Raw genomic sequence first — 15,275 nt, 5'->3', positions numbered from 1 at the left:
CAATGGCGTATTTTACTCTTTTAGCCATCATTTCACAAATGCGCCGAGTTACTGACAAGTTGCTTTAATTGATAAAGTAAATCATGTGCATCTTTAGGAGTCAGCTCATCAGGGTTGACTTGAGATAGTAAGGAATTTATCTCAAAGTATTGATTTTGCTGATGTTGATATGTAGCTTGCTCACTTCGAATCTCACTTTTTGATAAGCTATTCTCTCTGTGATCTTCACCTGCTAGCGCCAACTCAGACTGGCTATTGGCGGGCTGAGACTTAGCTAAGTCATTTTTATCATGAAGGTTTTGCGCGCTCTGTAGTGTGCTTTGATTTTGCTGTAGTTGACTGCCTAGGTACTGCTCGGCAGCGTCGAGTACAGCTTGCGGTATTCCCGCCATTTTGGCCACATGTAGACCAAAGCTTGAGCTGGCAGCACCGTCTTTGATTTGATGTAGCAGCAGCAGCTGGCCTTCTATCTCGCTAGCTGCCACATGGACGTTACGGATGCGCTGCGCTAAATTATCTTGCTGGGCAAGCTGAGTTAGCTCAAAGTAATGAGTGGCAAATAAAGTCAGACAATCCATTTGCGCGAGTTTTTGTACACAGGCATGGGCAATAGCCATTCCATCTGTCGTACTGGTACCCCGGCCAACTTCATCCATGAGTACTAGTGACTTTTCAGTTGCCAGATTCAGAATATGAGCGGTCTCAATCATCTCTACCATAAAGGTGGATTTACCACCAGCAAGGTCATCAGCTGAGCCAATACGGGTAAAGATACGGTCAATATCACCAATAGTGGCGGATTCTGCGGGGACAAAGCTACCGCAGCAGGCCAGTAAGACGATAAGCGCGGTCTGACGCATATAGGTAGACTTCCCACCCATATTTGGTCCAGTAATCAGTAATAGCCGCTCTGGGTGCTCGGCGCTACCAAGCGAGCAGTCATTAGCGACGAAGTGCTGCGGAGTGTTGGGTAGTTTCTGCTGACTGTCTGGCTGATGCATCGCTATCTCGACGACCACATGCCGACCTTGGCGGATATCCAAACTCGGGACACGCTCGTCGTCTGTCATGGTAGGACGTTGCCAATTGTATTGCTGCGCTAGTGTCGTCCAGTTGACTAAGACATCAAGTTGGGCGATGGCCTGTGACAGCTGCTGCAAACTCGGTAGGGCGCTACCCAGCTGACTGAGTAGCTCAGCGTATAGCTGCTTTTCCTTAGCTAAGGCTTGAGTTTGTGCGCCTAGATACTCGCTTTCGATAGTTTTTAGCTCATCGGTGATGAAGCGTTCGCTATTTTTTAAGGTTTGCCGACGGATGAAGTGTTCAGGAGCTGAGCTGGCTTGACCTTTTGGCAGCTCAAAATAGAAGCCGCTGACTTTATTGAAGCCAACTTTTAGGCTTGGTAGTTGGTACTGCTCACGGGCCGTCGCTGCCATCTCATCTAGAGTCTGCTCAATGTTATCATGCAGATGGGTCAGCCTGTCAAAGTCGGCATCATAGCCTATCGCTATCATGCCACCATCACGGATATGGGCTGGTGGCTCATCGACTATAGCGCGGTTAATAAGCTCAGCGACTTCAAGGGTTTGGGTTAGGTGAGGCGCTGATGAGTCATCGTTTGATGAGCACCCTTCTGACTGGTGCTGGGTAGGCAGCTGTAGCATTAGTAAGGGCAGTAAGCCGGACTGCTGTGGAGATAGTCCTAAAGCAGTCAGCTTTGACTTTAGCGCAACTGCTTGCATGATGCTGTCAGCCAGACGTCTTAAGTCGCGAGGCTTGGCAGTGGTTAGACCGATTCGGCTACTAATGCGCTCGATATCGGCTATGCCACTGAGTATTTCTTGCAAAGGTGCCAGCGAGTCAGCTGCGTTTGATAAAAGAGCCGAGATCGCTTCTAGACGCTGGTTAATCGTCGCACGATTGCGTAGCGGTCTTTTTAGTTGCTGCTGAAGTAGCCGCTTACCCATTGCTGTCTGGCAATGATTCAGGACTGAGATCAGTGGCGTCCCTTGCGCACTGGCAGGAGCAAACAGCTCAAGATTGCGCTGACTGCTTGCATCGATGATGAGATAGTCTGCCGACTGCTCCCTAATAAGCTGATTAACATGGGGAATCTGCCGCTGCTGAGTCTGCCGTGCATAGTGAATGAGCGCCGCACAGCTGCTCTGAATAAGGGGCTGGTCAGCGATACCCAGCCCCTCTAACTGGCGTACCTCAAACTGCTGACACAAGGTAGCCGCAGCATGGTCAGTGCTAAAGTCAGCTGCCGCGACGCTAAGCTGCGGACAGTCGAGCTGCGAACCAAGCCAGAGCTGCCAAGCTTCATCTAGACCTTCACTAAAGATGCATTCACTAGGGGCGAAGCGGGCCAGTACCGCTAGCATCTGTGATTTCAATTCATCAATATTGGTTGCCGATAGCGCTTGGGTAATTAGCTGTCCCGCGGCTAGATCTAGCTGACTAATGGCTGCTTGATAGACTGTATCTTTAGACCGGCGTAGATTAGGGCAAGAGATATCTATCGCCACGACGGAGGGGGTCTTATCGGCAGCAATTAGCGCGTCGTCGGTCAGTGTGCCTGCGGTCAGCGTCCTCACTACCTCGCGGTGCATAATGCCTTTTTTATTATCGGTATTGGTAGTATTAGTAGTTTTGCTATTACTGTTGCGATTATCGTTGGTTTCGGTATTGTTAGCGGCTTCTTCGACTTGCTCACAGACGACGACAGTTTGACCAGCAGCAATCAGCCGAGCCATATAGCTGTCTGCCGCGTGGAAAGGAACACCGGCCATCGCAATGGTATTGCCGTTTTTATCAGTGCCGCGGCGGGTTAAGGTAATGTCGAGTAGCTGAGCGGCCAGCTTAGCATCCTCAAAAAACAACTCGTAAAAGTCGCCCATACGGTATAGCAGCAATGCATGCGGGTATTGTGCCTTCATCGTTAGATATTGCACCATCATGGGGGTATGGTGGTCTAAATTATACTGATGGCCGGCAATATTAAGAATATTACGGGGCTGCCCTTGGGCGCTTGTTTTATTTTGGCCGTTAGCCTGGCTGTTGGACATAGTTTGGCTATTGGACGGTAAAGCTTGAGAGAATAAAGATCGTTGGTCTGAACGCATTAAATACTCTTAGTGATAAATGAAATAGGATAAAGTAAGTCAAGGTATAAAGCTGAGAGGTAGATATATAATAAGATCTAGTCGCAGATGCGGGGGCAGGCAACTGCCTGATTGGGATTGTCAACAAGCAGTGCTTTCGTCACTGGCGCGCCAATAAATCATAAAAGTTAGCGTACTAGTTTATCATGACCATTGGCTGGGACTAAACGTCAATACCGAGTAAATTTGCCCTTGTATCCTTAAACTTCATAACCATATATAATAACGACACAATAAATTGGGCGATAGCGTAAAACCATTTTAGGGCGACGTTATCAAAGATCTCCATAGGTTAAAATAATTATGTTATCAAAGATTGTAGGCAGTGTGGTTGGTACTAAAAACGACCGTGAACTCAAGCGAATGCGCAAGATAGTCAGCAAGATTAATGCTCATGAGTCTAGTATCCAAGCATTGTCTGATGAAGAGCTGAAGCAAAAGACTGCTGACTTTAAAGCCCGTCATCAAAATGGAGAGAGTTTGGATGCGATTCTCCCCGAAGCCTTCGCAGTTTGCCGTGAGGCTTCGCTTCGGGTTACCGGTATGCGTCACTATGACGTGCAGATGATCGGTGGTATTACCCTTCATGAAGGTAAAATCGCTGAGATGAAGACCGGTGAAGGTAAGACGCTGATGGCGACATTAGCGATTTACCTTAATGCCATTAGTGGTAAAGGCGTGCATGTCGTGACGGTCAATGACTACCTAGCCGCCCGTGATGCTGAGCTCAATCGTCCGTTATTTGACTTTTTAGGATTGACGGTAGGCGTCATCTATTCGCAGCAGCCACCACAAGAAAAAGTCGATGCTTATCAGTCGGATATCACTTATGGTACTAATAATGAGTACGGCTTTGACTACTTACGTGACAATATGGTCTTTAGCCTGCAGGAGAAAAAACAGCGGCCGCTCAATTACTGCATTATTGATGAAATTGACTCTATCTTGATTGACGAAGCGCGAACACCGCTTATCATTTCGGGTCAGGCTGAAGACTCCTCACGAACTTACGCGCTTATTAATACCATCATTCCGCGCTTGCAACGCTCCAAAGACGAAGAAGCCAATAAAAATAATGAAGAAGGCGACTTTTGGATCGATGAGAAGAATCGGCAAATCGAGATCAGTGAAAAGGGCTATGAAAAAATCGAGCGCTTCTTAATCGAAGTGGGCGAGCTTGGCGAGAATGAAAGCTTATACAGCCCTGTTCGATTGCCGTTATTAGCTCACGTTCAGGCTGCTATTCGAGCGCATCATATCTTCGTCAAAAACATCCATTACATCGTCGATGAGGGTGAAGTGATCATCGTTGATGAAAATACTGGTCGAACCATGCCAGGTCGTCGTTGGTCAGAAGGCCTGCACCAAGCGGTTGAGGCCAAAGAAAACGTCGAGATTCAAGCCGAGAACCAAACACTCGCTACCACCACCTTTCAGAACTACTTCCGACTTTACGATAAGCTATCTGGTATGACGGGTACTGCCGATACAGAAGCTGCTGAATTTAAGTCGACTTATGATCTTGACGTCGTCGTTATTCCTACCCATAAGCCAATCGCTCGTGTTGATCTAGACGATCAGATATTCTTGACCAAGTTGGGTAAATACAAAGGTATCATCCGCGAGATTAAAGAAATTCAAGCCAAAGGCGCACCAACGTTAGTAGGTACAGCGACCATTGAGGCCAGTGAAGAGCTGTCATATCTGCTGGATCAAGAAGGCATTAAGCATAACGTCCTTAATGCAAAACAACACGAGCGTGAGGCTGAAATTATCGCTCAGGCAGGTAGCCCAAAAGCGGTGACAATCGCGACTAACATGGCAGGCCGTGGTACCGATATTATTCTGGGTGGTAACTGGCAGGCCTATATTGAGAATCCAGAGGAAGTCAATCCTGAGGACATGAAGCAGCTCAAAGCAGCTTGGCAGAAAAAGCATGACCAAGTCGTCGAAGCAGGCGGGTTACATATCATCGGCTCTGAGCGTCACGAATCACGCCGTATCGATAACCAGCTGCGTGGTCGTGCGGGTCGTCAAGGCGACCCTGGTATGTCACGCTTCTTCTTATCACTAGAAGATGACTTGATGCGCATCTTCGCCGGTGATCGCGTGGTGAACATGATGCGCGCTATGGGCCTCAAAGAAGACGAGGCCATTGAGCATAAGATGGTCTCAAAGTCGATTGAGAATGCCCAAGGTAAGGTTGAAAGCCGAGATTTTGATGCACGTAAGAATCTTTTGAAATACGATGACGTGGCAAACGATCAGCGTAAGGTTATTTATGGTCAGCGTGATGACTTATTGGCTGAGACTGACCTTAAAGAGGCTATCGAAGTCATGCATCATGACGTCTATAATGCGCTCATCAGTCAATTCGTGCCACCTGGCTCTATTGATGATCAGTGGAATATTGATGGCTTGGAGGACGAGCTTGAAGACGAGTTTAAAGTATATATGCCTATCAATGACTGGCTCGATGAGGACCGAAGACTCGATGAAGAAGGACTTCGTGCCAAGATTATCGAAACGGCTATTGCCCGCTATAATGAGCGCCGTGAGCAGATGGGAGAGACTAATGCCGCTCAGCTAGAGCGCCACTTTATGCTACAAAGCTTAGATCGGCACTGGAAAGAGCATTTGACGCAGATGGATCAACTGCGCAAAGGTATCCACCTGCGCGGCTATGCACAAAAAAACCCAGAACAAGAGTACAAACGTGAGTCGTTTGAGCTATTTCAAATGATGCTCGGCGCTATCAAGTCTGAAACGGTTCAAGATCTGTCACGCGTGCATATTCCAACTAAGGAAGAGATGGAGGCCCTTGAGGCACAGCAGCGCGCTGAAGCTGAACATATGCAAATGCACTTTGAGCATGATGACGTCGATGGCTTGACGGGAGAGACTCATGAAGGCCCGAAAATAGCAGCACGTAATCAAGCTCAGCGCTCACGCAGTCAGATGCAGGTCAATCTAGGTGGCGGCGCAGCCGGTATTGCATCTACAGGTGCTAACCATACCGCAGAGAGCCAACCATCGGCTGAGGGATCGGATAATCCATATGCCAAAATGAATATCAGCCGAAACGCTCCATGTCCTTGCGGCTCTGGCCTGAAATACAAGCAGTGCCATGGCAAGATTTAATTGATAAATTTACAGTTGATAATCAAGCAGATAAGTAGTGAATGATATTATGGCAGTAGCTTGGCGGCTAAGGCTATCCACAGATCGCCCCTTTCACCATTGTCTGATATAAGCATCCAGTCTTTTACAATATATAGTAGTATCGATATAGATAGTATCTAGGCGACAACTGAATAGTAATAGGATAATAACGCTGGCCAAAATTTATTGTGCTAATATGTTTATATCAATATATTAACTGTTTTAACCGTATTAATTGGAGATAAACGATGTCGTTACAGCAATCACGAGCTTCTTTAATGATGATGGGACTGCTTAGCGCAGTGGTCGGACTATCAGCTTGCCAAAAACAGTCAGAGCCTGAACCGACATTGAATGAAAAGATTGAAGCAGACCAAGATATTGCAATGTCAGCTGAGCCAGCTGAGCCTAATGATCCAGCCATCAATGACCCAAGTGCCACCGAAGTAGCGCAAGATACGGTAGCCAATGTTGAGACGCCGGTAGCTGAAGTTGCTTATGTTTGTAACCCTGAGCTTAAGTTAAATGCATTGTATAACGATGATGCGGATAGTGTTACGCTGACCACGCCAGAAGGTGAGATAACGCTTCAGCCATCAGGGGAGGGTGCTTATGAGGCTGCCACAACAATCGATGGTAAGGAAGGTATTACTCAGTGGCGAGTCGCGCATGGGCAAGAGCAGCGTGCTTCTGGGGTTCTACGTACTACCACGGGTGAGGGCAGCGATGTCACAGCTTATGAGTGTAATGCCTCTGGTAGCTAAACCTTAACCTTTCTCATGGAATCTAACTGAGCAGACACTACTCAATTAGAAATCAAAAAAGCAGCGTTTATACGCTGCTTTTTTTATCGATTAAGACCTTAGTAAGAACAAAACTACAGCTCTTTTTACTCTTTATGATCTAAAAAGCCTTCTTCTTTCACATCCAGCTCTTCGTATTTAAGCTCTACTGCGATATTGTCAGTATGGGTATGAACAGACTTTTCGACATCAATTTGCTGTACGGCGTAAGTCTCTTTAGCGATAGTGGCAACTTGACGCGACAGCACAATCTCTACTGGCTCATTGCCCACTTCGACTCTATTGCCATTAATGTTGACGACAGCCACGCTACCTAGGGCCGGCTCTACATGACGCAAGATATCTTTTTCATCGTATGCACCCGTCAATAGTGCTTCACTCTCCGCATCTTCGAAGAAAGTCTGAATAGTCAAGACTTCTTCGACCAGCTCAATAGGCACTTCGATGGTCTTAGTTCTTTGATGTTTGGTGACGGTGACTTTACCGACATCTAGACGCTCTTTATTAACCACAGCGCGCTCTTCTAGTAGCTCTAGGCGACCTACTTGCTCACGTTTTGGGTCAATCTCTAGATTAGTGGCTACCTGATTTGCCTCATCAGTAGAAGTGGTTGTGGTTGTGGTTTGGTTATTGATAGAGATGTCATCCGCTGAAAACAGTTTGTTAGGGGTGTTGTTTGGATCGTTGCTTTGGCTCACGAGAATCATCCTGTAATAAGTGATAATGAAGGGAAATGTGACTTATAAACTATCATAAAAAAAGGTCAGAGACTGGCTCTGACCTTCTTAATTGAGCCAAAAGACTCAATGCTTACTTAACGCATGAGCTTATGACTCAAGATTAAGCATTAAGCTTACTACTTACCACGAGCGCGGCGAACGTCATCAGCAGTGATACCTTCGCGGTCTACGATGTTACCTTCACGGTCAACAACGTTACCATCACGGTCAATATCAAGCTCTTCACGCTGGATAGTTTCGTTAATAGTCTCAGTGTGACGCTCAGTAGTCTTACCAACGTTCACTTCTTCAGTAACGTAAGTTTCTTTACCAACGCGAGCACGTTCAGCTTCTAGCTCAACTTCAATCGCAGCACCATTGTCATCACCAATGCGGCGGTCAGTTGGGCGGTCAACATTAGTACGTTCGATATGAGCATGCTCTTCTTCAAGCTCAACTTCAACGTTGCGCTCTTCAGTAACGACATGTTTGCCAACTTTTACAAGGCCGGCTACGATGCGGTCTTTATTAACAGTCAGACGCTCTTCTAGTAGCTCAAGAGTGTTTGGTGCGTCATAGTGTGTATCTGCAATTTCGACACGCTCTTCAGTAGGAACGGTATCCGCAACAAATGCTTGACGGTCTTTTTCATACTGCTCTTTATAGCTGTACTGATAGTCATGGTCATACTCTTCCATGGCTTCAGCTTGAGATTTAGTTAAGCTATCAAAGAATACGTCGTCGCCTACGATGCGAGCAAGGCCAGCAGGTACTAGAACTTCTTTAGAGCTAAACCAGCCACCAGCATCAACGATCAAATAACGAATACGGCCAGTGGTGTCTTCTACTAGAGCGCCTTCAATTTTACCGATTTTTTCTTCGTTAGCGCCGTAAGCAGTTTTACCTGTTGGGTCATAATAATCATCACCAATGAGGTCACGGTGAGTAGCTTGGATATCCTGTAAGCGAATTAATTGACTCATTCTTGTCATCCTTTTGTAGTTAGTGAAATAATTTAATTACCGTTAATAAAAGCACTATATAGGATTATTTAATAATTTACTTATTAGACTTATACCTATTCAGTCGTGAATATAGCGTCCTAAAAAACAACTTTTATATTTATCAAATTGATAATTTTTAAGTCTCTTAACAGTTGTTAATTAATAAGTTTTAATAATTCCTATGTGCAATCTAGCCTCATCAACTTAAGAGTATACTAGCACTCTGAGCTTGGCTTGCATATAGAATGCGAGTATCAAAATGTGCGTTACTCGTAAACCCGTGTTAATGGGTGTAAGTGATATAACATGCCGTAGAAGAAACTTAACCTTTCGTTACAGCACTTGTCATTAAGGCGTCACTATTGCTAATAATGCACCAAAATACTGCATCATTTAAAGTTAGGTTCAATTATGATTTAAGTATAAACAACAAATAAACTCTAATTAGATAGTGATTTCTAATTACTCACTTTAGGCAATATTGCCTTTAATTTACCAAAGATTCATAGCGTTGACGAGATTGAAGAGTCATTAAGAGGGTAGGAGTTCTTAGCAGTGTTGCTTATCAAAATATAGAGCTGAATAAGATAAGACTAAGGCAACATAGCGACTGCCTTAATTATGGCCGCTCACTGTGTAGCGAAGCTAGAATGGTCTACTTAAAATGATCATTGCCCTCTAATAAGCTAGACGGAATAACTGTACAGTCGATTCTCCTAACTGCGATTTTTAAAGGTGTAAGCTGTCTCATACTGTATGCATAGATAGGTAAAGGATAAATAAAAATAAGCGAGAAGTGAGAGCGTATAGTGAGAGGGGGGAGGTATCGAGGAAAATATCTACTAAGCAGAGTAAATACCTTACGGCGACCTTTTAGCAGCGTTAATTAAAAGTAGCGAGTTACAAGGACTCTGTCTCGCCCCTAAAAAATACTATAAAAAAACGCTCAATAATGAGCGTTTAGGCGTTAAATACACAATAATGAGTACTGTAACCTCAGCTAGTCTATACCCCACTATGTCTATAACGTCTCTATAGTAGAGCTAGATTGGCAGCGGCTTACAAGGCACAAGGTCTGCTTCTAGTGCTTTTGGCTGGATAGCCCAAGTACTAAGGCAATTCAATAGCAACCGCGACGGCTTCACCGCCACCGATGCATAAAGAGGCCACGCCTTTTTTACCACCAGTACGCTTGAGCGAATTAATCAAAGTCACTAGAATTCGTGCGCCAGAGCAGCCTACTGGATGACCTAAGGCACATGCACCCCCTTCAATGTTGACCTTATCGTGAGGAATGTTCATATCGTCCATAGCGATCATGGTTACCATAGCAAAAGCTTCGTTAATCTCCCATAGATCGACGTCTTCTACAGACCAGCCAGCTCTTTTTAGTACCTTTTCCATCGCTCCAACGGGCGCTAGTGTAAATTCGCTAGGGTGGCGTGAGTTTGAAGCTGTAGCAATGATTTTGGCCTGGTAAGACAAACCTTGCTCAGCGGCTTGGGATTCTTTCATGACTACGACGGCTGCAGCGCCATCAGAGATTGAGCTGGCATTGGCAGCGGTAATAGTGCCTTCTTTGGCAAAAGCAGGGCGCAATTTAGGGATTCGCTCGGCATTGGCATTGGCAGGCTGCTCATCAGTATCGACGACGGTATCGCCTTTACGGCCACTGACAGTTACTGGAACAATCTCATCTGCAAAGTGACCTTCTTTGATTGCGGTTAAAGCACGGTTTAGTGACTCAATGGCAAAATCATCCATTTGCTCACGGCTATAACCTCTGTCGTCTGCTTTTTCTTGAGCGAACTGCCCCATGAGCTTACCAGTATCAGCATCTTCTAGACCATCTAAGAACATATGATCTTTGACTTCTTTATGTCCCATTCGGTAGCCATTACGAGCGCCTGGCAAGATATAAGGAGCATTGGTCATCGACTCCATACCACCGGCTACTGCAATATCAAAACTACCCGCTTTAATGCCATTATAGGCTTGCATGACAGCTTTAAGACCTGAGCCGCAAAGCTTATTAATAGTGACTGCGCCAGTTGAGTCTGGTAGACCAGCTTTACGCATTGCTTGACGCGCAGGACCTTGACCCACACCGGCTGTTAGAATACAGCCCATAATGACTTCATCCACTTGCTCAGGCTTCACGCCTGAGCGCTCTACAGCGGCTTTGATAGCCGCCGCGCCAAGCTCAGTAGTGGTTGCATCTTTAAGTGCACCTTGGAATCCGCCCATAGGGGTTCGGGCACCATTTAAAATTACAATCGAATCATTTGACATAGTGAATTCCTTTTATGCGAGTCTATAAAGCAGTAACGTCTAGATAGTAGCTGTTAAATCTGCTAACTAACTCTCTACTGACTAACTATACGTCACTGAAGTAGTTGAATAATAAATAAAAATAGCTTGACGAAGATATAACGTTAGCCAAGCTCATCAAGGCGTATCCGTACAACCTTATCAGTAATAGCTTCTAGTTGCTCTATTTTATCAATTGCTAAATTCATCTGGCTCTCTACCACCGGAAGGGTCAAGATGATGACAGGTACCTGACCGACTTTACGCACAGGCTTTTGTAAGATAGCGTCGATATTAATTCCGGCTTCACTAAGAATTCGGGTGATATCAGCCAATACTCCTGGGGTATCTAAAGCATGCAAGCGGAGATAATAGCCAGTCACCATCTGCTCTGCTGCTAGTACTGGAGTATCAGATAGCTCATCGGGTACAAAGGCTAGATGCGGCACATGGTGACCTTGACCATTGGCACTAAGCACTCGCACGAGATCCATAACATCGGCCATAACTGCTGAAGCCGTAGCGCCAGCACCGGCTCCATCGCCATAATATAGTGTCTGACCTAGCGGATGGGAGTTGACCAAAACGGCGTTTTTAACCCCATTAACATTGGCCAGTAACTTATCTTGAGGAATCAAAGTAGGGTGAACACGCAGTTCAATACCTTCAGCATCATTACTCTGATTGCCGTTGTGACTACGACGAACAGCGAAGCCTAAGTGCTTAATCCGGTAGCCAAGCTCTTCGGCATATTCAACATCTTGCAGAGTAATATCGGTGATGCCTTCGCAATATACTTTATCAAACTGTAGTGGAATTCCAAAAGCGATAGAGGCAAGTAGAGCGAGCTTATGCGCGGCATCAATACCTTCAACATCAAAGGTAGGATCTGCTTCAGCGTAGCCAAGAGCTTGTGCCTCTGCGAGTACCTCAGTAAAAGGTCGACCTTTATCCCGCATCTCTGACATGATGAAGTTGCCTGTCCCGTTGATAATACCGGCCAGCCAGTCAACCGTATTAGCTGCTAAAGCCTCGCGCATGACCTTAATGATCGGAATACCACCGGCAACTGCAGCCTCGTATGCCACATGCACATTGCGCGCTTCAGCCGCTGCAAAAATCTCATTGCCATGCTCAGCCAATAAAGCTTTGTTGGCAGTGACCACATGCTTACCATGGTCGATCGCGTGCAAGATAACGTCTTTGGCTAGGGTCGTACCACCAATGACTTCAATGACAATATCGACATCGTCACTTGCGGCAATGGCCATTAAATCACTGCTTTGGGTAATATTAGGATCAATATCTTCACGGTGACGCCGCGTACCCACTTGACTGATACAGATGTTATAACCACTGCGGCGTTTTAGCTCAGCTAGGTTATCATTAATAAGGTTGACGACGCCGGTGCCGACAGTGCCAAGTCCAAGTATAGCTAGATTGATAGAGTTGCTCACAGTATCCTCAGGAATAAATAAAATAGATCAAGTTAAAGAAATCCAATAGCGTCACTTAGCTCTACATCACAGTATCCAACAACAAATAGCCAGAAGCTAGAATATATCAGACAATGACGCTATGCTCACCCTAAAAGTTAAAACACTTGTAAGTATAAATATCCTCGCTCAGAGTAGAGCGGGTGGTATCTTTATCACAAAATGTGAACGTTAAGAAATACCTAGGGCTGCTGCCATCTGCTCGGGCGGCAGGTAACCACCGATTTGTTGACCATTTTGATCAAAAATAGCTGGCGTACCACGCACGCCAAGGCTCATGCCCAACTGCCATTCAGACTGTACGGGGTTTGGACAATTGGCCGCCGTTATATTAGCCCCAGCTTTGGCCGCGGTTAATGCTGATTGACGATCTTCACTACACCAGATAGCCTCCATTTTAGGAAAGGTCTCCTCACTTCGAGGCCAAGCTAGGTAGCGAACTTCAATACCAAGGTTATTGGTCTCGTCAATATCTTGGTGCAGTTTACGACAATAGCCACAATCTGCATCCGTAAAGGCATAAACGACGCCTTTGGTCTGTCCCTTTGCAGGAAATATCACCATATCTTTTTCATCGACAGCCGCCAGCTTTTCTTTAGCGCTCTGGGCAATCAGCTTGGCACTAATATCGATAGGTTCGCCATCACCAACTTGGATGATCTGACCTTGAATGATGTGCTTGCCCTCAGCATCGGTAAAGAATGAAGGTAGTCCATCTGCACTTACCCAATAGATGCCTGGCATAGCAGTCGGTACCGCGGAGGTAATCGTCTCATCAATGCCAGATGCTTTTAGGTTGCTTTGTAAGGCGCTAACGATGGTCGCATCACTTTTGCTATCGACAGGCGCATTGATCGCCGTACTATCTGATTGAGCGATGTTTGACGTCGCGGCGTCATTTGCTGATTGCTCTTGGTTATTGTTGCAGCCCGCGCTAAGCATTGCAGTCATTATCAGCAATCCGATTAAAGGTTTGCGTTGGCTTTGAATTAGGGGCTTACGATATTTAGAAGGTAACGACAACATCATTCGAGGTATCCTTTGAGCACCTGCTCGATATTTACTAGGCATTCACTGGGTAAAAATTGCAAACTTAAGATACGATTATAGATGACTTTTGCTTATAAAAGCCTCCGTTACGCACCTTTAGTTAACAAGAGCCAGTCCGCCAATTATGGTAGCATAGTTTGGCAGTGAACATGCATTCAGTCAGAATAATTAACCAAGACTTCATTTATATTAGGTCATTAGCAATACAGATATAATCCTAACTACAACCAGTAAAACAGCTATAGAGCTTTCAGCAAAATGGCTAAAATAGGCTGTGATGCTGGCAAGCTTGACGATAACTCAAGGCAGCAATGATAGTTATGATACAGTAGCGAGCTATAACTTATATCTTAGTCCATTTACAGTGTAGCTTAGCGTATGGGAGACTAATGATATCTTTGTAGTTTGCTAGTTTAGCCAATGGCTTTTTCCAGTAATAACTATCGAGAGCTAGTTATTAAGCATTAGCTAATAAATAAAATAAACGCTAAAAAACAACAGTGACCAAGCGTATTTGGTTCAATTAAAGGAGTACTTATGGCAGGGGCCAGTTTATTAACGCTACTTGATGATATTAGCGTAATCTTAGATGATGTTGCTGTCATGACTAAGGTCGCCGCCAAAAAAACGGCAGGTGTATTGGGTGACGATTTGGCTTTAAATGCGGAGCAAGTGACCGGCGTGAAAGCGGATCGAGAGCTGCCAGTGGTTTGGGCAGTGGCAAAAGGATCATTAGTCAATAAGTTGATATTGGTACCAGCAGCTTTGTTGATTAGTGCTGTATTTCCGCCGCTGGTTACTATCTTATTAATGTGTGGTGGTCTGTTTTTATCTTACGAAGGCGCTGAAAAGGTTATTCACAAGTTTTGGCCACATCTGCTGCCGCATGATGAAGAGCAGCAAGCCATGATTAAAGCCAATGCAGACGAAAGTATTGATCTGGTAGCCTTTGAAAAAGAAAAAATAAAAGGGGCTATTCGTACAGATTTTATCTTGTCGGCAGAGATTATCGTCATAGCACTGGGTGCAGCCTCAGGGGCGACCTTGCTAGAGAAAAGCCTAGTGTTATCTATTATCGCTGTTTCTATTACCATCGGGGTTTATGGTCTCGTAGCTGGTATTGTCAAATTAGATGATATGGGGCTTTACCTTATCAAAAAGGACAGCCAAGCCAAACAGAAGCTCGGCAGGCTATTATTGGCAGGTGCGCCCAAGCTTATGAAGTTCTTATCCATTGCCGGTACACTAGCGATGTTTTTAGTGGGCGGCGGTATATTAGTGCATGGTATAGACTTTTTGCATCATAACGTTGAGGATTTAGCTCATCTTACTGGTATCTTTGATGGTCTAACTACTATGCTATTAAACGGTGTGGTTGGCCTTATCGTCGGTGTGGTTATTGTCGGGATAATTACCATCATTGGTAAGATGCGCGGTAGTCATTCGCAAGCACATTAGGTGTGACTCTTTTCTCACTTTTATAATAGGCCAATCCGTTAGCTAAAATCGAATCTGCATACGAAACGCATAAAGAAGCCTCATCATGATGATGAGGCTTCTTTATATT

At 45.3% G+C, this 15,275-nt stretch carries 9 protein-coding genes; 3 read left to right on the top strand and 6 right to left on the bottom strand.

What is annotated here, in order from left to right:
* Positions 1–32: 32 nt before the first annotated feature.
* Positions 33–3,068, bottom strand: coding sequence for a DNA mismatch repair protein MutS (gene mutS, locus EGV92_RS06460; RefSeq protein ID WP_423227896.1), 3,036 nt, complete (start codon positions 3,066–3,068; stop codon positions 33–35).
* Between the two features lie 399 nt (positions 3,069–3,467).
* Here mutS and secA point away from each other — a divergent pair, with 399 nt between their 5' ends.
* Positions 3,468–6,305: a preprotein translocase subunit SecA gene (secA, locus tag EGV92_RS06455; protein WP_131668412.1), complete on the top strand. Its 2,838-nt coding sequence runs from the start codon at positions 3,468–3,470 to the stop codon at positions 6,303–6,305.
* A 269-nt stretch (positions 6,306–6,574) separates the two neighbouring features.
* Positions 6,575–7,090 (top strand): hypothetical protein, encoded by a 516-nt coding sequence (locus EGV92_RS06450; RefSeq protein ID WP_131668411.1) that lies wholly within the window; start codon positions 6,575–6,577, stop codon positions 7,088–7,090.
* Between the two features lie 125 nt (positions 7,091–7,215).
* Here EGV92_RS06450 and EGV92_RS06445 read toward each other — a convergent pair whose 3' ends face one another.
* From EGV92_RS06445 to EGV92_RS06425, 5 genes are all read right to left on the bottom strand, one after another.
* Entirely contained in the window at positions 7,216–7,827 is a 612-nt protein-coding gene (locus EGV92_RS06445; RefSeq protein ID WP_423227895.1) for a YsnF/AvaK domain-containing protein, read from the bottom strand.
* 158 nt (positions 7,828–7,985) lie between these two features.
* Entirely contained in the window at positions 7,986–8,831 is an 846-nt protein-coding gene (locus tag EGV92_RS06440; RefSeq protein ID WP_131668409.1) for a DUF2382 domain-containing protein, read from the bottom strand.
* A gap of 1,131 nt (positions 8,832–9,962) precedes the next feature.
* Entirely contained in the window at positions 9,963–11,144 is a 1,182-nt protein-coding gene (locus EGV92_RS06435) for a thiolase family protein (protein WP_131668408.1), read from the bottom strand.
* A 143-nt stretch (positions 11,145–11,287) separates the two neighbouring features.
* A complete protein-coding gene (locus EGV92_RS06430; protein ID WP_131668407.1) occupies positions 11,288–12,619 on the bottom strand; it encodes a homoserine dehydrogenase in 1,332 nt (443 codons plus the stop codon).
* A gap of 210 nt (positions 12,620–12,829) precedes the next feature.
* Positions 12,830–13,687, bottom strand: a complete 858-nt coding sequence (locus EGV92_RS06425) for a DsbC family protein (RefSeq protein WP_131668406.1) — start codon at positions 13,685–13,687, stop codon at positions 12,830–12,832.
* Between the two features lie 558 nt (positions 13,688–14,245).
* Here EGV92_RS06425 and EGV92_RS06420 point away from each other — a divergent pair.
* Positions 14,246–15,166: a DUF808 domain-containing protein gene (locus tag EGV92_RS06420; RefSeq protein ID WP_131668405.1), complete on the top strand. Its 921-nt coding sequence runs from the start codon at positions 14,246–14,248 to the stop codon at positions 15,164–15,166.
* Positions 15,167–15,275: the final 109 nt, after the last annotated feature.

This window comes from Psychrobacter pygoscelis (genome assembly GCF_004335015.1).
In the GTDB taxonomy this organism is placed as follows: Bacteria; Pseudomonadota; Gammaproteobacteria; order Pseudomonadales; family Moraxellaceae; genus Psychrobacter; species Psychrobacter pygoscelis.
This window is presented reverse-complemented; position numbering and strand designations above follow the sequence as displayed.